Here is a 24,697-nt window from a genome sequence, read left to right as displayed (position 1 = left end):
TCCCCTCCTCTGCCACGAACATTAGGCCGCGTCGGACGCCACGCCAATGCAATCAGGGAACTCCGTTCTGAAATCATCAAACTGTCACGTGCGGCGCGGCGCGGATCGCTTATGAAAGGTCACGGACCATCAGTCGCGACATGATGAAAGCGGGGCGCCATGAGCTTCGATACTCTCCTCTCCGGCCAGACGTCTTATCGCGCGGTTTTCCTCTCGGACATACATCTTGGCACCAAGGGCAGCCGCGCAGCCCTGGTCGTCGACTTTCTGAAAACCGTGAACTGCGAAAAGCTTTATCTCGTCGGCGATATTATCGACGGATGGCGGTTGCGGCGCTCCTGGCATTGGGATGAAGCGCATGACGAATTGTTGCGCATGATCCTCCGCCTCGCCCGGCGGGGCGTGGAAGTGATATACATCCCCGGGAATCATGACGAAATGTTCCGGGCTTGGCTGCCGATGGAACTGGAGATCGCGTCGATCCGTCTGTGTCCCAAGGCCGAGCACATCGCCGCCGACGGTCGACGTTATCTGGTGATCCACGGAGACGAATTTGACAGCGTCGTTCGCTATGCGCCGGTTCTCGCGGTGCTCGGCGATCACGCCTATACGGCGGCGCTGACGCTCAATCGCTGGATCAACGGAGCGCGGCGCCGTCTGGGGCTGCCTTACCGATCTTTTTCGGCCTGGGCCAAGAAGCGCGTCAAAGGCGCGGTGAAGGCGATAGATCGCTTCGAGGAGGCGTTGGCGCGCGAGGCGCGTCAATGTGGCGCCGACGGCGTGATCTGCGGGCATATCCATAACCCCGAAATCCGCGATATCGGCGGCGTGACTTACATGAACACCGGGGACTGGGTGGAGAGTTGCACGGCGCTGGTCGAGGACCGGCAGGGGCATTTCTCCCTGATCGACTGGAGTTCGCATATGCGCGCGTCATATGGAGCGCCGAGCGCCTCTTCCCGTTCCGAGAGTGGTCGGAGGGCGCGGGGTGGGCTTCGTCCGGAACCGGATATGGCGCAGGCTGCGACGGTCGGCGCGGCCGCTGCGCGCAAGGCTTCGCTGCCGGCGTGATCGGCGTGAATGCAGGTCCCTTGAGGATCCTTGTCGCAACCGACGCCTGGAAACCGCAGGTGAATGGCGTCGTGCGCACCATGACCACGGTAATCGACGGACTGCGCGCGCGCGGGCATGAGGTCGAGGTGCTGGGGCCTGACCGGTTTCGGTCCGTTCCCTGCCCGACTTACCCGGAAATTCGTCTCGCAGTCTGGCCGGGACCCGGTTTTGACCGAATGGCGCGAGCATTCCGCCCGCAGGCCCTGCATATCGTGACTGAGGGCCCGATAGGCTGGGCGGCGTGGCGATGGGCGCGAAAGCGGGGAATGCCGTTCACCACTTCCTATCATACGCGTTTCCCCGAATACGTGCAGGCCCGCGCGAAAGTCGGTCTGGGTCTCTCCTATGCTGTTCTCAGACGCTTTCACAACGCGGCGGAGGCGACGCTCGTCGCCACGGAGAGCCTGCGGGAAGATCTCGCCGCCCGCGGGTTCACCAAGTTGAAGCCGTGGACGCGCGGCGTCGATCTTACTAGGTTTTCTCCCGAACCACGTCGGGACTGGAAGACCGAACTGGGCGTTCAGGGACCGGTGTTTGTTCATGTCGGCCGCATTGCGGTGGAGAAGAACATCGAGGCGTTCCTCTCACTGGATCTTCCCGGATCGAAGGTGGTGGTGGGAGACGGGCCGCAACGCGCGGCGCTGCAACACCGCTTTCCAGCGGCGTTCTTTACGGGAAGGCTCAGCGAGGGGGCTCTGGCCGCAGCATATGCCGGGGGGGACGTCTTCGTGTTTCCCAGCCTGACCGACACGTTCGGTCTTGTTCTGCTTGAATCGCTTGCCTGCGGCACGCCGGTCGCGGCCTACGACGTCACTGGCCCGCGCGATATTCTGGCCGGAACTGGCGGCCGTGTGGGCGCGGTGGGTGCGGACTTGCGCGCCGCATGCCTGGCCGCTCTGAACGCTGATCGAGGCGCATGCCGCGCCCACGCCGAACGGTTTACGTGGGAGGCATGTACCGAGATGTTCGAAAAGGCGCTGAGTCCTGTTCGGGCATTGTAGCGCATCACGGAACAGGATTTTCGTTAAATCGAATATGACGGCGCTGCCGCAGGCGGGCTCTGCGCTCGCCCCGGGAAACGTATGGTGCGGACATTCGGTCAAAGATGCGTGTCTGATCAGGGGGGGCGTCCATGTGCGGGACGCCGCGTTTATCCTGTGTAAATCAGATTGTCAGGACTTGGGCGATGGCTGATGTGGAGTGCACTGAGCGCGATTTTTGAACGCGAGACGCTTTGTCTGACGGTATAGTGATCTCACGCTCGAAGACTTCAAAGCAATAGAGCCGTGTCGGATCTAGGCGCGGCAGGCGGACGAGCGCGGGCCACGGGAAAAGTTTCGTTTTTTTGAAAGATGACGCTACGGCGGCAAGCTGCTTTCCCTGCAGGCGTCTGACACCCCTTCGACGTCGATGGCCAAAGATCTCTGGGCGTGTCGCAACCGGCGTGCTCGGACTGGCGACAAGACACGAACTTCGTAAAGCGTGTGGTCGCTCCAGTTCCAACGCGTCATGCGGGGCGCTCCGGGTGGCGAGATGTCGTTCGTGCGGATATACAGGCCGCGACACGAAGCAAAAGTTAAGACAATGAGCGTCAACGTATCCCAGAAAACTCTGACAGCCGCGGACATCAGATTGCGAAAGGGGGGAGAACCTCTCGTGTGCCTGACGGCGTACACAACGCCGATCGCAAAGCTGGTGGACGCCCATTGTGATGTCGCGCTGGTCGGCGACAGTGTGGGCATGGTCCTGCATGGCCTTCCGTCGACGCTGAGCGTCACGTTGGATATGATGATTCTGCATGGTAAAGCCGTCGTTCGCGGCTTGTCGCATGCGCTCTGCGTCGTTGATCTTCCTTTTGGAACTTACGAAGAGAGTCCTGAGCAGGCGTTCAGGAACGCCGCGAGGATTCTTGCTGAAACCGGGGCTGCCGCTGTCAAGCTGGAGGGCGGCGTTCACATGGCCACGACCATCGATTTTCTGGTGCGACGTGGCGTCCCGGTAATGGGACACATTGGCCTTACGCCGCAATCTGTTAATACGCTTGGCGGCTACAAGGTGCAGGGGCGCGATGCGGATGCGGAGCGTGTGTTGGCGGACGCGCGCGCTGTAAGTGAGGCTGGCGTCTTCGCGGTCGTTCTTGAGAAAATTCCACAGTCTCTAGCAAATCTGATCACGTCGACGGTCGCCTGTCCCACAATCGGGATAGGAGCGGGGCCGAATTGCGACGGCCAGATTCTGGTCGTAGACGACATGTTGGGTCTGTTTGCTGATTTTCGGCCGAAATTCGTCAAACGTTATGCAAATCTGGCCGCGCAGGCGGAGAAGGCGGTCAGCGCCTACGCCGAAGAAGTTCGTAACCGACAGTTCCCGTCTCAAGAACATAGTTTCGGAGAACGAGTGTGATTTTTCGTACTATCTCCGATTTACAGGCCCAGGTCGTCGCATGGAAAGCTGAAGGCGCGACGATCGGCCTGACCCCCACAATGGGAGCGTTGCATGACGGGCATCTCTCGCTGGTGAAGCGGGCGCGCGAACAGTGCGATCGCGTGATCGTGTCGATTTTCGTCAACCCGACGCAGTTTAACAATGCAGCTGATCTTGAGACCTATCCTCGGAGCGAAGATCGGGACGTCGCCTTGCTGGATGGGGTGGACGCCGTGTTTGTTCCGTTTGTTGCCGAGATGTATCCGGCAGGTTTCGTGTCGAACGTCCACGTGGGCGACCTGTCTGAGCGGCTGGAAGGCGCGCACCGTCCAGGGCATTTCGACGGCATGGCGACCGTAGTGATGAAGCTTTTCAATATATCGAAGGCCGATGTTGCCTTTTTTGGCGAGAAAGACTGGCAGCAGTTGCAGATCGTTCGCCGTATGGTGAAGGATTTCAACCACTCGATACGCATTGAGGGCTGCGTGACGCTGCGTGAGGCTGATGGCCTCGCCATGTCGTCACGGAATCGGCGTCTGGGAGAGAACGCCCGGCGGCGCGCGCCTGCGTTATACTCAGCGATGCAGAAGGTCGCAGATGTTGTAAGAAGCGGTGCGGAGAGAGACGTTGCGCTTGATGTAGGAATGCAAATACTGCGTGATGCTGGTTTCGAAAGTATCGATTATCTTGACGTGTGCGAAGCAACGACGTTGACGCCTAGGGAGAAGCCAGGCGCCTCTCTCAGGGTGTTGGCGGCAGCCTGGCTTGATGGGGTCCGGCTCATCGACAATCTGGCCGTTTAGATGGGCGTGTTCTTGCCGCGCGCTGTTTCAGGGTAGATGGTCGTTACAGAATTGGGTTTCTCTCTCGTGCGTTCTGATTTTTGAGACTGCCGAATATTTTCAAAATATGCTCTTGTGGTATCGATTTTTCTCTCGCGTGATTCTGTCTGGAGAAAATTCATGGACGAGTGAGAGGATTCTTATCCGTCAAAAACTATAACTGATGTCGTTCCGAAAAAAGCGCCGTCTGATAAAAATCGATTTGACGGCCCTTTGCCGAAGAAGGCGATTTTAATGCAAACGTAAACCGCAATCAGGCGCGTCAACGTTTCCTTTTCGTCGTGTAGGCGCGTTGTGAAAGACCCGATCACCCTGTTGCGCCAAAACGGCTCCGATCAGGCGAGATCGTTTGGGCGGGCGCAGTTGATCGGCAGCATAGATGTCTGAAGCGCCGCCTCTGCATTGAGGTCCAGTGGCAGTACTTCGGACGTCAGCTGACAGTGGCGCCGCGTTTTGCCTTCGAAGCGCTTCCCTTTGACCGCTCGGGGGATTTGCGAGGCGGCTTGCCTTTGCCGGAGATTTTCGCAGCAGCCTCAGGGTGTCCTGTGGCCCTGAGCAAAGGAGCGAGAAAACGCCCCGTGTGGCTCTCGGCGCAGGCAGCGATAGTCTCGGGCGTGCCTTCGGCGACGATCCTGCCGCCGCCATCTCCGCCTTCCGGCCCGATATCTAGAATCCAGTCCGCCGTCTTGATGACCTCGAGATTATGCTCGATCACGACAACAGTATTGCCTTGCTCCACCAGCGCGTGCAGCACGTCGAGCAACTTGCGTACGTCTTCCGTGTGCAGCCCCGTGGTCGGCTCGTCGAGAATGTACATTGTGCGGCCGGTGGCGCGTCTGGCCAGTTCCTTGGACAGCTTTACGCGTTGGGCCTCGCCGCCCGAGAGCGTCGTCGCCTGTTGGCCTAGCGCTACATAGCCGAGACCAACCTGTTGCAGGATCGCCAGCCGGTCGCGGATGCGGGGTTGAGCCTGAAAATACGGCAAGGCTTCGTCAACGCTCATGGCGAGCACGTCGGCGATGGACTTGCCCTTGAACTTCACCTCCAGAGTTTCCCGATTGTACCGCGCGCCCTTGCAGGCGTCGCAAGTGACGAACACGTCCGGCAGGAAGTGCATCTCGATCTTGAGCACGCCGTCGCCCTGACATGCTTCACAACGTCCGCCCTTCACGTTGAAAGAGAAGCGGCCGGGCTTGTAGCCGCGCGCCCTGCTCTCGGGCAGTTCGGCGAACCAGTCGCGGATCGGCGCGAACAGATCGGTGTAGGTCGCGGGGTTGGAGCGTGGGGTTCGGCCAATCGGCGACTGGTCGATGTCGATGATTTTGTCGAGCAACTCCATGCCGTCGACGCCCGCGCACGGCGACGGCGACTGCCCGGATCCCATGAGGTTACGTGACAGGGTCTTGTAGAGCGTGTCGAGGACCAGCGTGGATTTGCCGCTGCCCGAGACGCCGGTGATGCATGTGAACGTGCCGAGCGGGAAACTGGCGGTTACGGTCTTCAGGTTGTTGCCGGTCGCTTCACGGACGGTTACGAGTTTCTTCTTGTCGAACGGTCGCCGTTGAGCCGGGACGGGAATCTGCCTGCGGCCGGACAGGTAGGCGCCGGTCAGACTATCGGGCGATTTAGCCACGTCCTCTGGCGTGCCTGCGGCGATCACGCGTCCGCCGTTGACGCCTGCGCCCGGCCCCATGTCGATCAGCCAATCTGCGCTGCGGATCGCGTCTTCATCGTGCTCCACGACGATCAAGGTGTTGCCGAGCGATTTCAACCGCTCCAGCGTGCCGAGAAGACGCTCGTTGTCGCGTTGGTGGAGACCGATCGACGGTTCGTCGAGCACATACAATACGCCGGTCAGGCCCGAGCCGATCTGGCTGGCCAGCCGGATGCGCTGGCTTTCGCCGCCGGACAGGGTGGCGGAGCCACGCGAGAGCGTCAGATAGTCGAGGCCGACGTCGACAAGGAATTTCAACCTGTCGACGATCTCTCGCAGGATGCGCCTCGCGATTTCGGCGCGCTGCGGCGTCAACGTCGGCAGCACGTTGTCGAACCACTCAAGCGCCTTGCGGATGGACAGATCGGACGCCTGCGCAATGTTGAAGCCCGCGAGCCGTACACACAGCGCTTCCGGCTTGAGCCGGGCGCCGTCGCAGACATGGCATGGCTTGTCGGATTGATAGCGCGTCAGTTCTTCCCGCGCCCATACGCTGTCCGTCATCGCTAGCCGTTTGCGCAGATTGGCCAGCACGCCGTCGAACGGCTTGGTGACGGCGTAGGCCTTGCGGCCGTCGCGGTAGGTGAAGACGACGTCGTCCGGCGTGCCCTCTAGGATGGCTGTCCGTGCGGCCTCTGGCAAATGGCGCCATGGCGTCGTCATCTCCACGCCCAGATGGGCGGTGACACTGGAGAGAGTTTGTTCGAACAGGTCGTTCTGTGCGTTGCGCCACGGGGCGATAGCCCCCTGCGCCAGCGACAGGCCCTCGTCCGGCACCACCAGATGCGGATCGAAATACGTCTCCGTGCCGATGCCGTCGCAGGTCGGGCAGGCGCCCTGTGGCGCGTTGAAGGAAAAGAGGCGCGGCTCGATCTCCTCCAGCGTGAAGCCACTTTCGGGACAGGCGAAGCGCGAGGAAAACACAGTGCGTGCGCCTTCGGCCGCGGCGTCGCGCGAGACTTCCTCGGCGTAGACGATCCCGTCTGACAGGCCGAGAGCGGTTTCGAAGCTGTCGGCGAGACGGCTTTCAATGCCCGGCTTCACCACGATACGGTCCACCACGGCCTCGACCGTATGCCGCAGCTTGCGGTTCAGCTTCGGGACTTCGGAAATTTCATACAGCTCGCCGTCGACCTTGACGCGGGAAAAGCCCTTGCGCTGAAGCTCGGCGATTTCCTTTTGGTATTCCCCCTTGCGGTCGCGAATGACCGGGGCGAGCAGCATCAGCCGCGTACCCTCCGCCATCTCCATCACGCGATCGACCATCATGCTCACGGTTTGCGCCTCGATCGGCAGGCCGGTCGCGGGCGAATACGGCACGCCTGCGCGCGCCCAAAGCAGGCGCATGTAGTCGTGAATTTCAGTGACGGTGCCGACGGTTGAGCGCGGATTTTTGGACGTGGTTTTCTGTTCGATGGAGATCGCAGGCGACAACCCGTCGATCGAGTCGACGTCCGGCTTGCCCATCAATTCGAGGAATTGCCGCGCGTAGGCGGACAGGCTTTCGACGTAACGTCTCTGCCCTTCAGCGTAGATCGTGTCGAAGGCGAGCGACGATTTGCCAGACCCCGAAAGGCCGGTGATGACGGTCAGTTTGTCGCGAGGAATCTCGACATCCACGGATTTCAGGTTGTGGGCACGCGCGCCCTTGACCCGGATGGCGTGGCTGGAAATTGTCTGCTTCGTCATCGTGCCGTCAGTCGTCCCGTCGTTCCGACCGTCGAATATAGGGGGGCCGCCGGATTTTTACAGGGCGAATGTTAGCTTTTTGTTCGCATGGCCCTGCAGGGCTTGTGAAACGAAAAGACGAGAGAACGTGCTGATTAGCGGGAACGGTCGGCCGCCCCTTCTCCCAGCGCCCGTAAGAGGCTTTCCTCCAACGTGCGTGGAGAGAATTGGGTCTCTATCAACGCTCTGCCCCGGTCCGAGCGCTCCCGCCACAGCGCATCGTCGCGCAGAAGCGAGACGATGGCGTTTGCAAAGGCCTCGGGATCATCGGTAACGGAGCACACGTCGTGAATGCCCGGAATTCCCTCGGCGCCGGTTGCCGTCGTAACAAGAGGCAGACCGTGGTGCAGCGCTTCTACCACTTTTCCCTTCACGCCCGCGCCGAAACGGGGCGGCGCGGCTGCCACGCGAGCGCTTGCATACAGCGCCTCCAGTTCTTCGTCAGTTACATATCCGGTCACCCTCACCCGCTCGCTCGCCAGAGCGAGGACCGCAGGCGCGGGTTTCGATCCGGCCAGAATCAGTCGCGCGTCGGGCATGACGGCGAGCACGCGGGGCATGATCTCCTCGGCCAGCCATTGAGCTGCGTCGATATTTGGTGGATGGGCGAAGCCGCCGACGAACAGGATCGTCGCTCCGCTCGACGGCGCGCGGGCGGGGTGGCCGTCCCTGAAGCAGAATGGCGTCACGGCATGGACGGGCGCATCGGGCAGGATTTCGCGCACCAGAGCGGCTTCGTATTCCGCAAGGTAGATGATTGAGTCGACCTGTCGCCAGAGATCGATTTCCAGATCGCGCATGTCTTCGGCATCGCGACGAAATGTATCGTCGCCAGTCAGGTCGACCTCCCGCATCATCCGCAGAAAATGGATGTCGTGGCCATAAAATGACAGAAACGGTCGTGGGGATGTCGTCAGATATGGCATGTACCAACGCGCCACCGTGGGGCGCATGAGCATGACGTGGTCCAGATCCGCGCCGTTCGCCGCAATCCACTCAGGAAATTCCGGCGGGCTTGTGTAGTCCAGTATCTCCACCCCCAAGTGTTCCAGGGCCGGGGAATAGGGCGTGCGAGCGCGCGGCGCGTGCGGCCAGAATTTGACCAGCCATCCGGCGTCGAGCAGGGCGCGGATAACGCACATCGTGGCGCGCGAACCGGCGTCCCGGTCGGGCTCTGGCACATAGTGGTCGACGATCAGGATCGTGCGACGGTGACGCCCACGCGCAGTCGCCCGCAAGACATGCGTCCCGGGCGAGAAGTGATCGGCCTCCAAAGTATCTTTCCACCGTGTCAGCATGATCTCGCGGTTGCGCGCCTGATAGGCTTTCACGCCGGTTGTCTCGTCCGTGCCGTGGGATAGCCCCTCATGATGGATCACGCGCGACTTTGGCTCGAAAATAACGCGGTAACCTGCCTGCCTTACGCGAAAAGCGAGATCGGTGTCCTCGTAATAGGCAGGTGCGAAAGTCTCGTCGAAGCCGCCGAGCGTCTCGAACAGGTCGCGCGGGACGAGAATCGATGCGCCGGAGATGTAGTCGACCTCGTGCGGCCAGTTGTAGGCGGCGCGTTCCGGGTCGTCGTTTCGTCCGACATTCCAGCCCGAGGCGTCGTTCCAGATGACGCCGCCCGCTTCCTGCAGCCGCCCGTCGGGGAACAGCAGTTTCGACCCTGTCAGGCCGATTGCGGGGTCTGCCTCCAGTCTCGTCACCAGCGCGTCGAACGCTCCCGGCAGGACTTCCGTGTCATTGTTCAGGAAATGGAGGTAACGTCCCGCCGCCTTCTTCGCCGCGTCGTTGCAGTTTTTCAGGAAACCGAGGTTTCGGGGCTGCTCGATCAGGATCAGGCCGCGAATTTCCGCGAGCCGGGTGATTGCGGGATCTCCCGACGCGTCCTCGGCCACGATCACCTCATAGGGTGCGGTCGGAGGATTATCGACGATCGACTGCAGGCATCTGAGCGAGACCGGAACCTGCCCATAGGTCGGAATGACGATGCTGAGAACCGGCTCTGCATACCGGGGAAAAAACAGCGGGCGCGTCGGTTGAAAATCCATCGACAGCGGCGAAACAGCCAGAACGCTGGCCGCCGGAGGTTTTGACTCGGACGCGTCGGAGGTAGGCAGGGTAGACGCGGCCCCCGCGCCAGACTGCGGTGTATGGGGTGCGTTGGTCAGCTCTGCAGCGCCAACGGCGTCAGGCGCGGTCGTTGCTGGCGCCGCCAGTTCGGCGCTGGCGCGGGACTTATGGAGTTGCGCCTGGCTGAGACGGTAAAGCCGAAAACGGGCGGGAAATTGTCCGCTGGCGATCCACCAGACCGATTTGAGGGACAGGCGCATCAGCCGAGCCAGCCTTGGCGCTCGGTTCAGGGCGATGCGGGCCGGGTAGGTAATGCGCCAGAATGTGCTGTTTTCGAAGGAATCGATCTGCCGCTGCAGGCTTGCAATTGTGGCGTTCGCTTCGGCGAGGGCGTGCTCGACTTTGTGCAACTGGTCCAGTTGCGCGCGTGCGGCGATATCTTTCTGCGACGTGGGCTGCTCGGTGGAGGCGTTTGGAGGAAACGACAATGAAGCAATCCGTCAGGCCAGAAAACTCGGAGTTTTCAACGTAGCGTCTGATGGCGGTGCGATAAAGCGCTCTGTTGCGGGATCGTCCGCAGATAGCGGTCACACCGGCTTCACGGGCCTGCGGCGTTTACAGGGGCGCGGTGCGCCCGGGCAGATGGACGAACAGGTCGATCTCAATCTGGACGTCAGGCCGCTCGAACTCGGGAACGACAAGCAGGGTTGATATCGGCTGCCTCTCACCGAACGCGCCATATAGAAATGGCGCACAATGCGGGAGGCCGTCGGTTTCCTTGACGCGATAGATGACCCTGACCACGTCGGTCATTGATGCGCCGCGGGCGGCGAGCGCCGCCCGTCCGGCGGAGAGTGCGAGACGGAGTTGCTCGCTCATGCGCGGAGGGAAGTGGTCGGCGTGACGGTCGAAGCCTCTAACGCGCCGGAGGCTGATGCCGTCGCGCTCCTGCTCGCATACCACGGTCATTGCACGGCGCGCCGACAGGCGCCGGTGTCGGTTGGCGTTATGATCGAGCCGACATTCACGTTCCGCGCTCTCCCCCTGACTGTTCGAGGCGCGGGGCGCGTCTCGCAAAAACGTCTCGCGTCAGCCGGGTTTCCGGCGCCGCCACAATGTGGTCATAATCGTGAAGCGAGCAAAACGAAAGACGTTGCCGGATGGTAATGCTCACCCCGGGCGGACAGGACGCCGCCCTACCCGCCTCTCGTTCGCTGCACGCCTGCTGCGCCGCGAGAAATGGCGCCGGGGTTTTGATTTTCGGGCCTTCCGGGGCCGGTAAATCGGACCTCCTTCTTCGTCTCGTTCATGCAGGGTACGACCTTGTCGCCGATGATCGGGTGTTGCTCGCAGACGGGGTGGCCTGCGCACCGGCGCCATTGCGGGGGATGGTCGAGGTTCGGGGATGGGGGCTGGTGCGCATGCCGTTTGTTGAGCGCGCGCGCGCGTATCTCGCGGTTGCGCTCATCGCGCCCGGAGGCGAGGAAACCGCAATGGCCCCGGAACGGTCGCCGAGGCCCGAGACGCATGAGCCGAGCGGGTTGCCGCTCTTGCGGCTGAACGGGTTCCACGCTTCCGCCGTCGCGCGGATCGACGTCGCGCTGGACTGCGTGGCGCCCGCGCCACTCCGTGGCCGCATTGGGGTTATGTCGCTTGGCGATATCTGAAGGCTACGAAATGTTGCCACCTTGTGGGGACGTACTGATATGATGCTTGCGAAAGCGAGGGTAGTGCACGGGTTCACCCGTGCCCCGTCTTCGCTATGGGCCAGAGTCGCTACTTTCTGGGCCTGTCCATTTTCATCACACAAGGCGCCTTTTCGGTTCCATGGTGACACTTAGCCCTTCTGAAGACAGCGTTACGCCGCGTCAGATTCTTCTCGTCACCGGTCTGTCCGGGGCGGGAAAGTCGTCCATCCTGCGGATTCTGGAGGATCTGGGTCACGAAGTGATCGACAATCCCCCGCTCGGTATGCTCGACGACATCGTGGCGCGCGCGGATCGCCCGATCGCTATCGGCGTCGATTCCCGTACGCGCGGGTTCGATGCGACCGCCGTGCTGGAGGCGCTGGCCCGGCTTCGCGTCAATCCTCACCTTCATGCGGAACTGATCTATGCGGCCGCCGAAGAGGCGACGTTGCTGCGTCGCTATACGGCTACTCGGCGCCGTCATCCGCTGGCGCCGCATGGTAGCGTCAAGGAAGGCATCGAGGCGGAGATCGCCCTTACGGCGAGGCTGCGTGGCAGCGCCGATCTGGTCATCGACACGTCTGACCTGTCTGCCCCCGAATTGCGCCGGTTGGTGGAGGCGCGTTTCGGTGCCTGGCTTACCGGGCCGGATGAGGGCCTGACGGTCATCCTGATGTCGTTCGCCTATCCGTCTGGCCTGCCGCGTGAAGCGGACATGGTGTTCGATGCACGGTTCCTGCGTAATCCGCACTACGATCCGGCTCTGGCGCCGATGACTGGTCTGGATCAGGCCGTGGTCGACTATGTGCGCGCCGATGCGGATTACGAGCCCTTTCTCGCCCAGATCCAGGCGATGCTGAAGCTGGTCCTGCCGCGCTTCGTGCGTGAGGGAAAGAAATACGCGACGATCGCCATCGGGTGCAGCGGCGGGCGACATCGCTCCGTGACGCTGGTGGAAGCGCTGGCGAGCCGTTTGACGGAAGAAGGCGTGTGCCGCGCCGCAGAAGGCGAGGCGGAGGGGCTTGCGACCGGCGACTGGCCCATAGCGGTGGCGCATCGCGAACTTGCCCGACTGGGCGTGGGCGGCACGAGCGGCGGTTGGCGCTGGGCGCGCGAGCCGACGGACGGAATTTCAGAGGCGCATGAAACGGGCGCTGGCGATGCGCTATCTACAGATCGTGCGTCCGGAGAGACCTCTCCCTCGGCTGGCGCCGACGTCGCATCGAGGCATGACGAGTCTGCAACCGCCTCTGCCGAGCGATTGACGCGCGGATCGCGGCGTGCTTCGTCCGGAGCAGACGCATTACGTTGCATAGCGCAAGGAAACGCATGATCGGTATTGTTTTGGTCACGCAAGGATCTCTTGGCGTGGCCCTGCGCGAGACGATGGAGCATGTGGTCGGTCCGCAGACGCAGATCGCGACGGTCAGCGTTGGCGCGGATGACGATCTGGCGGCGCGTCGGGCTGAGCTGAGCGCGCGTGTAGACGACGTGAACACTGGCGATGGGGTGGTGCTGGTCACCGACATGCTCGGCAGTACGCCGTCCAATCTTGCGGTTGCGATGAGCTGCGCGGGTAAAATTGAGGTTCTGGGCGGCGCCAACCTGCCCATGCTGGTGAAGCTCGCCAAGATGCGCGACCACCGTAACCTTACTGAATGCACAACGCTGGCGGAGCAGGCGGCCCACAAATACATCGCGTGTTCGTCCCACCTGCCGCAGCAATGTCTGGAAGGCGCGCGGAGATGCGCGGAGAGCGCGACGGTCAGGCTCGTTTCGGACGGTCCCGCTGAGCAGGTGGCCGTTGTGGCCGATTGCGTTCAGCAGCAGCCCGCGAAACAATCACCCGACGCAGGGGCGGTTCTCCGTCCGTCGCTGCGGTCTGTCGCGCGTAAGGCTGGATGATGCCCGATGGCGCGGTGGGCGACGCGACGCGATCTGTTGTCGTCGTCAACGCCAAAGGTCTTCACGCCCGCGCGTCAGCCCGCTTTGTCGCCCTTGCGGAGACCTTCGGTGCCGAAGTCACGGTCGATTATGGACAAGAGAGCGTTCCCGGCCAGTCGATCATGGGACTGATGATGCTCGGCGCCGGTAAGGGCGCCGAAATTCAGTTGCGCGCCACCGGTCCTGATGCATCGGCCGCACTGGATGCGCTGGTGGCGTTGATTGCCAGTGGCTTTGGCGAAGACGACTGACCCTGTAGACAGGCGCGCGGCGTCTGGCGCAACATGGCGTTACAAATACAGATCACGGCCATGAAACACTCGAAACAAGGGACGGAGCGGGCGACAGCGGATAGCGGTCGGCGGGCTCACACAAAGGAGCGCCCGCATTCGCTGGAGACCAGAACCGAGCAGGTTCTGACCGGCGAGTCGATTGGTGTCGGCGTTGCGATCGGACCGGCGTTTGTCGTTCGGGAGGATCCGGAGCCTGATCTGCGGGAGCGATTAAGTTCGCTTAACCGGGAAGAGGAAGAGGAGCGTTTCCGCGACGCCGTCATCCGGTCGATCTCGCAACTCGGAAAACTACAGGCGAGACTGGCGTTATTGCCTGAAGACAGTCAGTTCGAAATCGGTTCTCTGCTTGACGTCTATCGGCGGATGCTGGGGCCGTCGCGTTTGCAACGCGGGGTGACGCGGCGCATCGCGGAAGGCCTGTCTGCAGAAGCCGCGGTCTTTGAGGAAACGGAGGCGCTTGCGCAGGCGTCGCATCCCCCACAGGGCGCAAGAGCGGGCAGTGGCGAAGACGCCGCTGCGGCAAGGCGACGGGCTGACGAGTTTCGTGAAATAGGGCGTCGTCTTCTGCGCAATCTGACGCGTACGCCTTTTCTGACGTTGCGGGGCATGCCCGACGGCGCGATTCTGGTCACTGAATCGTTGCGCCCCTCTGACGCTGCGTTGATCGACCCGTCGCGGGTCGCCGCCGTCGTCAGTGAAGAAGGCGGCGCGACTGGTCACACGGCGATCATGCTGCGGGCGCTGGGCATTCCCGCCGTCCTCGCCGTAGCGGGGGCGCTCGGCGCGGTGGCCGATGGCGCGCAGGTGGTGGTCGATGGAGATCGCGGGCGTGTCGTTGTCGATCCGGCCAGCGACACTCTTGTGGAGGCGAGAGGGGCTGTCGCAACCTACGCGCAGGAACGGCAGAAGCTTGGACGGATGCGCCGACTTTCGTCCAAGCTGGCGAGCGGCGAGAAAGTCTTGCTGCAGGCCAACCTGGAACTTCCTGCAGAACTGCCGTTGATTGCACAATCCGGCGCCGCGGGGATCGGTCTGCTGCGCACGGAGTTTCTGTTCATCAACTCCGAAGAACTACCGGATGAGACGACGCAGTTCGAGCTTTACGCTGGTCTGGTGGCGGCGATGGGCGCGGACACGACCACGGTACGCGTGCTCGACTGGGGCGGTGAAAAACCGAGCGAGGCGCTGGAGCGGGCGGGGCTGTCGACGTTGGGTGAGACGGCGAATCCGGCGCTAGGGTTGCGGGGAATACGCCTGTTGCTGAAGCATCCGGCGCTGCTGGAGACCCAACTTGCCGCGATCCTTCGCGCGTCTGCTGTTGGCCCGTTGCAGGTCCTGTTGCCGATGGTGACGGTTGTGGAAGAGATCAGCGCTGCGCGGGATATTTACGAGCGGGTGGCCCGCAGGCTGCGGCGCAAAGGGGTCGCCCTCGCGGAAACCTTGCCGCCGTTCGGCGCCATGATCGAAACGCCTGCCGCAGCTCTTACGGCAGGCGCGCTCGCGCAGCACGCCGATTTTCTGGCGATTGGAACCAATGACCTCACCATGTACGCTCTGGCGGCCGACCGCGCATCCGCCGATGTCGCGTCGCTTTATGACGCGCTGCATCCTGCCGTGTTGCGCATGATTGCAGACGTGGTGAACGCCGCCTTGCAACATCGCACGCCGGTTTCCTTGTGTGGAGAGATTGCTGGCGACCCCATTCTCACGCCTTTGTTGGTCGGGATGGGGTTACGGTCGCTGTCGATGACGGCCTCGGCTGTGCCGCGCGTAAAACAGGTCATCCGCTCCGTGCGTTACGAAGAGTGCGTGCGCCTTGGACGCCGCGTGTTGGCGGAAACGGATAGTAAAGCGATCATGAAAGTGTTGCAGGAATTCGGAAACGCTGAAATGAGCTAGATTTTTTCGATTATTTTCTGAAAAACAAAAAATTTTCTAAATCGATTTGATGGCGGCGTGCGCTCAGGCGATGAGTCGGATCCATGGGGGTGAGCCAGTATGATGGCCATGGTTTCAGTCGAGTAGTGCGGCTGTCTTCTAAAATCCAAAGGCGGACTGAGAGCGGGAGGAGATCGCATGCTCGCTCGGTACGACACTATGGGGTCGTTAATTGGAAGATTGATCATAAGGAATGGATTTTATCATGATTTTTAATGTTGTTTTCGATATCGCCTGGTGATTTGTAAGGAGTCTGTCTCAGAGTGGGCGCGGTTTTCCGGTGGTGAACGGGGGCCTGCGTCGACGAGAAGTTTGTGAAGTGACTAGATTTTAAAAAGAACTTTCGTCTTCTAAAAAATATCTCACTCTCAGAGTGCATCTCCTTGGGCGGAGACGCATCCGACATCACTCTTGTAACTCACAGAATATAGTGGAGGGTGCTCGGACGGTGGCGTTTGCATCGCCGCCGTCCGAGCGTCTCCGCTTGGTTCGTCCGCGGCCTCAGTGCTGCTGAGGCGTCGCGGTCGGGACTGCGCCGTATGAATTATCCGCGCGATTGACGTCGGGAATGGCGCGGTCCGGATCGAGAACCGCAGTGCGAATCTGTTGTGAACCGGGGATCTGCAGCGTGATTTCGTTGCGCAGCATCCATGTTTCCGTCGGCAACGTCATACGTGCGGAGCTTCCGTCCGCCCAGGTGATCTGTAGTACGACAGGCAAAGGCAACCATCCGTGGTTGGCGACCTGAACAAGAGCCCCCTTTTTCGGGTCCCCCTCGACATAGCTGACCTGTTTGATGGCGTAGTCGGGCGCCCAGTTGTTGAAATACCAGCCGCGCCAGAACCATGAGAGATCCTCGCCCGCCTCGCTGTCCATCAGACGGAAGAAATCGGACGGCGTGGGGTGGTGGAACGCCCAGAGCGAGATATAGCGTCTGAACGCCCGATCGAAACGGTCAGGTCCGAGAATCTGTTCTCTCAGCAACGTTAAACCGTAAGCGGCCTTGAAGTAGGTGACGGGGTGACGGTATTTTTCCGACACCACGTCGCTGGGCGCCATCAGGACCGGGGCGTCAGGATCTTTAAGAACCTTGATGATATCGTCGGCCGGTTTTCCTGTATCCGGCGCGTATTCAGAATCATGCTTTGGCGCGAATTCGCCGTGGTTGAAATGATCCGACGCAAGGGCGTCGATAAAGGTGTTGAATCCTTCATCCATAAACGCATTGCGGCGCTCGTTCGATCCGACGATCATCGGGAACCAGCCGTGGCCGAGTTCGTGCGTGGTGATCCAGAAAAGCATCGGGTCACGGTCTTGCATGCCGTCGAAGACGATGCCGGGATATTCCATGCCTGCGCCGTGGCCACCAACGTTGATGGCGTTTGGCCAAGGATACGGGTACCACTTTTCGGAGAAATATTCGATGGCGTGCTTGACGTAACTGGTCGAGCGATCCCATCCGTGCGACCCGACGCCCTCGACCGGGTAGACCGACATGGCGAGACGCGGCGCAGGTGGTTTGCCGGGCGCCGGCGCGACGGGCGGCAGGTCCAGCTTCGCCGCATCCCACAGAAGCGCGGCGGAGGCGACGAACGCGACGTCGCGGCTATCGCTCATGTGGAAGCGCCACGTCTTGGTTGCGGGTGTCGTGTCAGGTTTGGCGTCGACCTTTGCATCCGGTTTGGCCGGAGAGGGCGCCGCCGCGACGGCAGCAGGTGGTGGCGCTATCGCGGCTTCTACGTCCGCCTGCGTGCGGATCATGACGCGCTGGTCGCTTTTCGACGCCGTCACCAGACGGTCGCGCTGCTCCTGCGACAGGACTTCGGCAGGATTGGCAAGGGCGCCGGAGCCAACGACGATAAAGTTCGCCGGGACCGTCACGCTGTAATCGAAATCGCCGTAATCGAGGTAGAATTCCTGACCGAGATAGGGCGCTGTGTCCCATCCGCGAATGTCGTCGTAGACGGCCATGCGGGGATAGAACTGGGCGATCTCGTAAATGTCGCCGTTCTTGCTGGGCGTCACCGACGTGCGACCGCCCCACGGACCCGGCACGGTGTAGTGCCACGCAATACGGAGCTTGATCTTGCCCCCCTTCGGCAGAGGCTGGGGCAACGGCGTCTGCATGCGGGTGTCAGAGACAAGGGGCTGGATCGGGGTCGTATGCCCGTCATCTCCGACGGAGACGCTTTCGATGGAAAAGCCGTCCGTGTGGTTCGCGTGCCGTTCGGGCGACGAGAAATCCGCACGGGCACCTTCCTTGTAGATATTCTGATCGAGCTGCACCCACAGCGTGTCTAGATCGCCTGGGCTGTTGTTGGTGTAGGTGATGACCTCGCTGCCCGTGACGGTCTTGTTGGTCGGGTCGATCGACACCTTGATGTCGTAATCGGCCCCGTTCTGCCATGCCAGCGGGCCGGGAGCGCCGGAGCCGGACCGGTAGGCGTTGACCGGCTGCGGGGAGGCGAGCGGCGCGAAGATTCGTGCAGGTTCAGGCAGAGGAACCCCGGGGGGCGTCTGATCCGCTGCGCGCGCCGAAAGCTCCGGGCATGCGGTCGCGACCAGCGCGGCGCAGGCAAGAAGCGCCAGCCGCGGGCTCACGCGTCTTCCGTTCCGATGCCGTTGATCGGGTTCATGGTCGAAGGGAGCGGTCGTCGGGATGATGAGCCGGGGCAAGGGGCGTAACCTTTCACAATCGGCGCCCATAGCGGCAGGCGCTTCGTTCGTCATGGTGGTGGTGTAAGGTGCAGCCGAACCAGCCCTCGCCGTCAAGCCGCGGCCTGTCTCGATCAGCATTGCCAAGCTGTGCGGGAGAGAACACGATACTGCCATGACGATCCGACGCTCGCTTTCCGCCCTCGTTCTCTCTGCAACGCTCGCTCACATTACAGCGGCGGCAGATGCTCATGCTGCTTCTCCTGCGTCGGCGGTGTCGTCGGCAGATCACGATTTCGACGTAACAGCGTCGCGTTTCAACGAGATCCGCACGAACCCTGCCCGCTTGCGCCCTTTCCTGCAGGCGTTTCCCAAAGGCGCCGACCTGCACAATCATCTCGTCGGTGCGATCTACGCCGAGCACATGCTCGACTGGGCGGCGCGCGACCAGCTCTGCGTGTCGGCTGGCGGCGCAATCACTTCCGCGCATTGCACCGCTGGCGGCCATGACGCCAAAAGTGATGGTCTGCCAGCCGTCGCCGTGATTGCAAATCCAGCGCTCTACGCACGTTCTATTGACGCCCTGTCGATGCGGGATTTCGTGCCGACCCCAGAAGATCGGTCGGGGCATGATCATTTCTTCGCAACGTTCGACCGGTTCATGCCAGCCACGTACGCGCATGAGCCCGACATGCTCGCCGATGCGCAGAACCAGGCGGCCATGGACCACGTCCGGTATGTCGAGCTGATGATCTCGCCGCAACTGATGCCGGTCGCGGGCCTCGGCGCGAATGCACAGGTCACGGACGACGACGGGTTAAACAGCACACTGACCTCGGTGTCGCCAAAGTTTGCGCCGCTCGTCTCTGCAGCCCGCGCGGAGACCGACAAGATGGAGGCTGGCGCGCGGCAGATCATGCGCTGCGGGTCGCCAGACGCTGCGCCGGGATGTGGCGTCAGCGTCCGTTACCTGTATCAAACGGTTCGCGTCCTTCCGCCCGGCATGGTGTTTAGCCAGATCGCCTTTGGCTATGCGTTGGCGGAGGCCGATCCGCGTTTTGTCGGGATCAACATCGTCGCGCCGGAAGACAACCCAGTCGCCATGCGCGATTACGCGCTGCACATGCGCATGTTTCACTTCCTGTCCGCCCGCCACCCAACGGTGAAGCTGTCTTTACATGCGGGCGAATTGACGGGCGGTCTCGTGCCCCCGGAAGGCTTGCGCGACCATATCCGTCAGGCTGTTGAGGTCGCTGGAGCCAGTCGCATCGGTCACGGCGTTGATGTTCTGTCGGAACGCGATCCGGAAGGTTTGCTGGCTGAACTGGCGCAGCGTGGCGTCATGGTCGAGATCAATCTGACCAGCAACGATCAGATTCTCGGCGTGCGCGGCGATGCGCACCCTTTCATGACCTACCGGGCGCATGACGTTCCGGTCGCGTTGTCCACGGATGACGAAGGCGTGTCGCGGGGATCGCTGACGAACGAGTATCTGCGTGCGGCCCTGACTTACCCGCTGTCCTACACCAACCTGCGCGATCTTTCCCGTACGGGGCTAGAGCATGCTTTCGCGCCGGGGCGAAGCCTATGGGCGCAAACGACGCCGTTCAGGATCGAGGGCGCGTGCGCGGGAATTGCGCCCGGTTCCGATGTCGCCGCCGGACCTTGCCACGATTTGCTCGCCAATAGCGAGAAGGCGCGCCTCCAATGGGCACTGGAGGGCGATTTTATTCGTTTCGAACACAGCGTTGCTGCTGAAAAACCGCTCTGATCCGTCCTGCTCGACAAAGGTTTTGTTCCATGCGTTTTCGTGCCGATCTTTTTTTTGCTACAGCGTTGTCTGCGGTGGCTTCATCCGCCGCAAGCGCCGCGGATTCCCAGCTTCCAGTTCGCGTCGTCGTGGTGACGACTTTTGAGATCGGTAAGGATTCGGGCGATGTGCCTGGCGAATTCCAGACATGGGTCGAAAAACTGCCGCTCAGCCAGGAACTGGCTGCGCCCGGCACCGATCATGGCCTGATGCGCTACAATCCGGATCTTCAGGTGTTGGGTGTTGTCACAGGAGAGGGGCCCGAGCATATGGCGTCCGCGATGACCGCGCTCGTGCTCGATCCGCGCTTCGATTTACGAAAGACCTATTTCGTATTGGCGGGAATTGGCGGCATCGATCCGAAATTCGGTTCGGTGGGGTCTGCCGTCTGGGCGCCGCGCGTGATCAATGGCGGTCTCGCGCATCTGATTGACGCCCGGGAGATACCGAAAAGCTGGCCAGACGGTTTCACCCCTGTGATGGGGGCGACGCCGACGGATAAGCCGACGCCACCTTTGCATTCTCAATGGGGTGACATGGCTTACACGCTGGACCCTGCTTTGGTCTCGTGGGCTTATGGTCTGACACGCGACGTGGCGCTTCAGGACACGGACGGCTTACGGGTGAGCCGGGAGCGGTATCGCGGTTACGCACACGCTCAGAAGCCTCCACAGGTTATGCTGGGCGACACGCTTTCGTCCGAGACATTCTGGATTGGCGCGCGCATGAACGCCTGGGCGGAGCGCTGGGTAGCATATTGGACTGAAGGCAAAGGGGTATTCGCCACCACGGCAGAGGAAGATGTGGGCTTCATGCAGGCCCTGACGGCGCAGGCCCGAGCTGGGCGCGTCGATATCAACCGCGTCCTGATTCTGCGCACGGCCAGTAACTACGACATGCCCCCGCCGGGTAAAAGCGCGGCCGATTTGCTGGCTGAGGAGGCGCACGAGTCAGGTTTCTCCGGCTTCCTCCCCTCGCTTGAGGCCGCATACAAGGTCGGCTCGGTGGTGGTCAGGGAGCTGGCCATGCATTGGGACAAATATCGTGACGCAGCGCCTAAAGGGAACTGATAGACCGAAGACGTGCAATTGGTCGTTGGTGAGATGAGATTGCGCTGTTTTAGAGGCCTTCTCGCCATGTCAGGCCAAAGGTGTGGCCGCGGGTGCCATTGCGTTCGCGGCGCTTGAGTTCGTCTTCGGGGCAGTGGAGAGGCGTCAATTTTTAGCCTCCGCACCCTACCATGAGAACGTTGCCGCCTGTTCTCATCCCCGGGCAATGCGCTGCCGTCGCTTCTGCTCATGAACTTTGAAGTTCATGACTAACTGCATCAGGTGAGTGGAATTTCTTGCAAGCTCGTGGCTTACCCCCGTGGTTCGTCGCATCATGGCTGCGTTACTTCTCATTTCGCGTTCCAGCGTAACTACACCGGCATTGATCTCGTCAATTCGGAGGGCCTGTTCTTCGGCTACTTCGGCGATTTCGCCAACCAGCCCTCCGGCGTCCACAACCGATCGAGAAATACTCTCGAGCGCAACGCCGGTTTCGTTCACCAGCTTTACACCCTTTGTGACGTCTTCGCCGATAGTTGTGATCAGGGCTCTCGTTTCTTTCGCTGCGCCTGCCGAGCGTTGCGCCAGAGCGCGCACCTCTTTTGCGACGACCGAAAAACCCCGCCCGGCGTCGCCCGCGCGCGACGCCTCCACTCCAGCATTCAAGGCCAAGAGATTGGTCTGAAGCGCGATTTCTTCGATGAGCCCAATTATCTGGCTTATCTTTCCGCAAGATTCGGCGATCTGATCCACCGCTGCTATCGTTTCGGCAACTACCGTCCGGCTTTGTCGCGCCTCCCGACCGCAAAGAGAAACAGCGGCATCGGCGCTCTTTGCTCGTTGAGCAACAGATTTTACCGAATCCGCCAGTGGACCGATGGTGTTGCAGACCGATTGAGGACCGGTAGTCTGCTCAGAAATCCTCTGTAGTACCTCCTCGCTCGCTTTGCGAATTTCGCGGGCGCCCACCTCCACGGACTCAGACGAATGCCTCACCTCAAGAATGATCTCACTAAGGCCGTTGATGACATTGGCGAAAGCCCCCTCCAAACGCCCTCCGTCATGTGACAAGGCCTCATAGTCGCCGAGTAAAAGGTCTCCCTCCGCGACGCGATCTAAAGCAGAGGCGAGCGTGTCGAGACTTGCTACCCTGGCTTCCTGCGCTCGAACCCTTGCAGCCTCCAGATTCTCCAGATAGGTCGAAATCGCTAAATCCATATCCAGAAGGACCACCTTGATCAGAAGCGCGATTTGCTCGCCCAGTGCCTCCCCTTCGCTCTTCGGAGCGGGCGCGGAGAATAAGGATCGCTTAGCGGACGGCCATGCGTTTTTGATCGCGCTGCGAACGACTTCTCCCAAAAGGACACTGTAGCCGGCAATATACCAGCCGGGATTTAACCCAAGCTTGGCATGCATGTTCCCGATTGCAGTAACTGCGGAAATGTAATCCGATCCGAATTTTGCGTCGGTGACAGAATGCCAATGGCTTTTTTGGCGCCCTTTTGCAGATTTTATATGTTCTGAATTCTCAAAAAAATTTGAAAGTTCGGAAACTTGTAAAATTTTGTCATAGAAGAGATCCAGACCTGCTGGTATGGCCTTCATAATGTTTGGTTGGGCGGAGCGAATGATATCGCACTCGCGTGTTCCTAACCCTAAGAACTGCAGCTTGCGTTGTATGTCGTCATGCAAATTATTCACGCCGGAATCCCGTCGAAAAGGCAATAAAACAGATTAAAGGTCGCAATTTAAAAATAATGCCGAATATATTACCAAAAAGTTGACGCAGGGCGCCGAGGCATTTTAATGCGCCTGGTAACCATTTTTTATCAAAATAGGGCGTTTACTACGTTCGATGGGGCCGTGTGAACGGGGATTAGCTATTGCGGAGTCAATTCATTTTTCGGCCCGCCAATGGAAGTGGAAAAATGCGCCTGTTTCGTTCTTCTTTAGAGAATTTTATTTCGGCGTACATAAGCTGTATAATAATTTTCTTGTGTGCTTTTTCTATAATGTTGCGGTTGGAAGGTAGTGAATTTTCGCCATTTTTAATTGGATTTACGTGTCTCCTGTTTTTATTTTCTACTTTTCCTGCAGTTATTTTTGTTGTCAAAAAAATAATATCGCCGGTTCACGAAATAATTCGATCTATTAATCAGGAAGACGCCTTATCTACAATAAATATTTATTCTACATCCGTTAAATTTGATATAATAAAAGATTTGCGTCAAGCCATAGATTACGCCAGATCGAAGTTCGTCGATCGCCTGGATCATTTAAAAAAAGAATTGAAAAACGAAAATGTAGCGAAAAATAATATTCAACTACGCTTGGATTTAGCAGAAAAAGAGAGGGATTCAGCGAACCACGCTCTGGAGCAGATGGTGGACGCGATGAAGAAGCTCGCCGCTGGTGATTTTGGTTACCGTTCCTCAAATATTATAGATCATAAATATCAAATTCAAAGAAATATATTCAATGAGTCAATTGACAAATTAGCCGAAATTTTTGGAAGAGTTGCGTCGAGTGTAGCGACTATAGCGTCGGGCTCATCGGAAATTGCGCTGGCGTCTGATGATCTGGCCCGTCGCACTGAAAGGCAGGCCGCCAATCTCGGTGAGACAGCCGCCTCCGTAAATACAGTTACTGTTGGGGTCCAGAAAACAGCTCAGGCTGCCCTTGACGCTAGAAAAGCGGCAGGCGGCGCTCGTGACGAGGCCACGGAGTCCGGTGCGGTGATGAATTCCACTATAGAGGCGATGCGCGAAATAGAGGATTCTTCAAAAAAAGTCGCTGATATATTGGGAGTTATAGACGAAATTGCATTTCAAACAAATCTGCTGGCGCTCAACGCGGGGGTGGAGGCGGCAAGGGCCGGCGATGCAGGACGTGGCTTCGCAGTTGTTGCGACGGAGGTTAGATCGCTTGCGCAGCGCTCCGCGGCTTCCGCCAAAGACGTCAAGGAACTTATCCTATTATCAGGACGTCAGGTTTCACGCGGGGTGACGTTGGTGACACAGACCAGCGCGGCGCTGTCGAAAATATCACACAACGTAGGAACCATATCGTCCCTGATCGAAGACATCTCGTCGTCTGCACATCAACAAGCGGAGAACTTGACAGAAATTAACAGGGCTATTGGTGAAATGGACCAGACGACGCAGCAGAATGCGGCGATGGTAGAGCAAACAACGGCAGCAAGCCACAATCTTACCAGAGAAACGAGGGATCTTGAAAATCTCGTGGGTGATTTTCATATGAAAGATCATATTCGCAACCTCAGCAAAAAAACACAACAAACAAGATCTTTGGATTCTTTCGACAAAATACAACAAAAAAGCTATAAAGATTCAAAAATTAAGGAAAGCAAAATATCGTCAGACGAAGGATGGGAGGACTTTTGAAATTCACAGATTTAAGGAA

At 60.0% G+C, this 24,697-nt stretch carries 16 protein-coding genes and 1 pseudogene; 12 read left to right on the top strand and 5 right to left on the bottom strand.

Annotated elements, in window-relative coordinates; translation table 11 throughout:
* Nucleotides 1-159 precede the first annotated feature (159 nt).
* From HK28_RS03330 to panC, 4 genes are all read left to right on the top strand, one after another.
* Nucleotides 160-1,071, top strand: a complete 912-nt coding sequence (locus HK28_RS03330) for a UDP-2,3-diacylglucosamine diphosphatase (protein ID WP_086643193.1) — start codon at nt 160-162, stop codon at nt 1,069-1,071.
* 20 nt (nt 1,072-1,091) lie between these two features.
* On the top strand, nt 1,092-2,114 hold the full coding sequence (locus HK28_RS03325) for a glycosyltransferase family 1 protein (RefSeq protein WP_086643233.1): 1,023 nt from the start codon (nt 1,092-1,094) through the stop codon (nt 2,112-2,114).
* A 583-nt stretch (nt 2,115-2,697) separates the two neighbouring features.
* A complete protein-coding gene (gene panB, locus HK28_RS03320; RefSeq protein ID WP_086643192.1) occupies nt 2,698-3,516 on the top strand; it encodes a 3-methyl-2-oxobutanoate hydroxymethyltransferase in 819 nt (272 codons plus the stop codon).
* Nucleotides 3,513-4,340: a pantoate--beta-alanine ligase gene (gene panC, locus HK28_RS03315; protein ID WP_086643191.1), complete on the top strand. Its 828-nt coding sequence runs from the start codon at nt 3,513-3,515 to the stop codon at nt 4,338-4,340. Before panB ends, panC begins: the two co-directional genes overlap by 4 nt.
* Nucleotides 4,341-4,809: 469 nt before the next feature.
* Here the strand turns inward: panC and uvrA are convergent, their stop codons facing one another.
* The 3 genes from uvrA to HK28_RS03300 form a co-directional block, all read right to left on the bottom strand.
* Nucleotides 4,810-7,782, bottom strand: a complete 2,973-nt coding sequence (gene uvrA, locus HK28_RS03310; RefSeq protein WP_086643190.1) for an excinuclease ABC subunit UvrA — start codon at nt 7,780-7,782, stop codon at nt 4,810-4,812.
* 134 nt (nt 7,783-7,916) lie between these two features.
* A complete protein-coding gene (locus HK28_RS03305) occupies nt 7,917-10,385 on the bottom strand; it encodes a glycosyltransferase (protein WP_233140316.1) in 2,469 nt (822 codons plus the stop codon).
* Between the two features lie 127 nt (nt 10,386-10,512).
* Nucleotides 10,513-10,866 carry a hypothetical protein gene (locus HK28_RS03300; RefSeq protein ID WP_158093380.1) on the bottom strand — a complete coding sequence of 118 codons (354 nt, stop codon included), beginning with the start codon at nt 10,864-10,866 and terminating at the stop codon, nt 10,513-10,515.
* 191 nt (nt 10,867-11,057) lie between these two features.
* On the opposite strand from HK28_RS03300, the gene HK28_RS03290 reads away from it, so the two are divergent.
* The 5 genes and pseudogenes from HK28_RS03290 to ptsP all read left to right on the top strand — a co-directional run bounded on the left by HK28_RS03290 (nt 11,058) and on the right by ptsP (nt 15,721).
* Nucleotides 11,058-11,564, top strand: a complete 507-nt coding sequence (locus HK28_RS03290) for a hypothetical protein (protein WP_086643187.1) — start codon at nt 11,058-11,060, stop codon at nt 11,562-11,564.
* Between the two features lie 160 nt (nt 11,565-11,724).
* A pseudogene (gene rapZ / locus HK28_RS03285) lies at nt 11,725-12,711 on the top strand (RNase adapter RapZ); the annotation flags it as partial.
* Nucleotides 12,712-12,914: 203 nt separating this feature from the next.
* Nucleotides 12,915-13,490, top strand: a complete 576-nt coding sequence (locus tag HK28_RS03280; RefSeq protein WP_086643185.1) for a PTS fructose transporter subunit IIA — start codon at nt 12,915-12,917, stop codon at nt 13,488-13,490.
* Nucleotides 13,487-13,780 carry an HPr family phosphocarrier protein gene (locus tag HK28_RS03275; protein WP_369823582.1) on the top strand — a complete coding sequence of 98 codons (294 nt, stop codon included), beginning with the start codon at nt 13,487-13,489 and terminating at the stop codon, nt 13,778-13,780. The genes HK28_RS03280 and HK28_RS03275 overlap by 4 nt, the downstream gene beginning before the upstream one ends.
* A 60-nt stretch (nt 13,781-13,840) precedes the next feature.
* Nucleotides 13,841-15,721, top strand: coding sequence for a phosphoenolpyruvate--protein phosphotransferase (gene ptsP / locus HK28_RS03270; RefSeq protein ID WP_086643230.1), 1,881 nt, complete (start codon nt 13,841-13,843; stop codon nt 15,719-15,721).
* A gap of 540 nt (nt 15,722-16,261) precedes the next feature.
* Here ptsP and HK28_RS03265 read toward each other — a convergent pair.
* Nucleotides 16,262-18,361: a M1 family metallopeptidase gene (locus tag HK28_RS03265; RefSeq protein WP_369823581.1), complete on the bottom strand. Its 2,100-nt coding sequence runs from the start codon at nt 18,359-18,361 to the stop codon at nt 16,262-16,264.
* 229 nt (nt 18,362-18,590) lie between these two features.
* On the opposite strand from HK28_RS03265, the gene HK28_RS03260 reads away from it, so the two are divergent.
* Entirely contained in the window at nt 18,591-20,186 is a 1,596-nt protein-coding gene (locus HK28_RS03260; protein WP_086643184.1) for an adenosine deaminase, read from the top strand.
* A gap of 29 nt (nt 20,187-20,215) precedes the next feature.
* Nucleotides 20,216-21,295: a purine nucleoside permease gene (locus HK28_RS03255; protein ID WP_086643183.1), complete on the top strand. Its 1,080-nt coding sequence runs from the start codon at nt 20,216-20,218 to the stop codon at nt 21,293-21,295.
* Nucleotides 21,296-21,487: 192 nt separating this feature from the next.
* Here HK28_RS03255 and HK28_RS03250 read toward each other — a convergent pair whose 3' ends face one another.
* Entirely contained in the window at nt 21,488-22,975 is a 1,488-nt protein-coding gene (locus HK28_RS03250; RefSeq protein WP_158093379.1) for a globin-coupled sensor protein, read from the bottom strand.
* A gap of 227 nt (nt 22,976-23,202) precedes the next feature.
* Here HK28_RS03250 and HK28_RS03245 point away from each other — a divergent pair, with 227 nt between their 5' ends.
* The gene (locus tag HK28_RS03245; protein ID WP_086643181.1) at nt 23,203-24,678 is read left to right on the top strand and encodes a methyl-accepting chemotaxis protein; all 1,476 of its coding nucleotides are present in this window, start codon (nt 23,203-23,205) and stop codon (nt 24,676-24,678) included.
* Nucleotides 24,679-24,697 lie beyond the last annotated feature (19 nt).

It is taken from the genome of Acetobacter sp. DsW_063, assembly GCF_002153745.1.
Taxonomy (GTDB): domain Bacteria; phylum Pseudomonadota; class Alphaproteobacteria; order Acetobacterales; family Acetobacteraceae; genus Acetobacter.
This window is presented reverse-complemented; position numbering and strand designations above follow the sequence as displayed.

Excerpts from the sequence above, each read along its gene's own strand:
- HK28_RS03275 (WP_369823582.1), top strand. The coding sequence starts at position 13,487 with ATGATGCCCGATGGCGCGGTGGGCGACGCGACGCGATCTGTTGTCGTC.
- HK28_RS03260 (WP_086643184.1), top strand. The coding sequence starts at position 18,591 with ATGACGATCCGACGCTCGCTTTCCGCCCTCGTTCTCTCTGCAACGCTC.
- panB (WP_086643192.1), top strand. The coding sequence starts at position 2,698 with ATGAGCGTCAACGTATCCCAGAAAACTCTGACAGCCGCGGACATCAGA.
- uvrA (WP_086643190.1), bottom strand. The coding sequence starts at position 7,782 with ATGACGAAGCAGACAATTTCCAGCCACGCCATCCGGGTCAAGGGCGCG.
- ptsP (WP_086643230.1), top strand. The coding sequence starts at position 13,841 with ATGAAACACTCGAAACAAGGGACGGAGCGGGCGACAGCGGATAGCGGT.
- HK28_RS03300 (WP_158093380.1), bottom strand. The coding sequence starts at position 10,866 with ATGACCGTGGTATGCGAGCAGGAGCGCGACGGCATCAGCCTCCGGCGC.
- HK28_RS03280 (WP_086643185.1), top strand. The coding sequence starts at position 12,915 with ATGATCGGTATTGTTTTGGTCACGCAAGGATCTCTTGGCGTGGCCCTG.
- HK28_RS03245 (WP_086643181.1), top strand. The coding sequence starts at position 23,203 with ATGCGCCTGTTTCGTTCTTCTTTAGAGAATTTTATTTCGGCGTACATA.
- HK28_RS03290 (WP_086643187.1), top strand. The coding sequence starts at position 11,058 with ATGGTAATGCTCACCCCGGGCGGACAGGACGCCGCCCTACCCGCCTCT.
- HK28_RS03255 (WP_086643183.1), top strand. The coding sequence starts at position 20,216 with ATGCGTTTTCGTGCCGATCTTTTTTTTGCTACAGCGTTGTCTGCGGTG.
- HK28_RS03330 (WP_086643193.1), top strand. The coding sequence starts at position 160 with ATGAGCTTCGATACTCTCCTCTCCGGCCAGACGTCTTATCGCGCGGTT.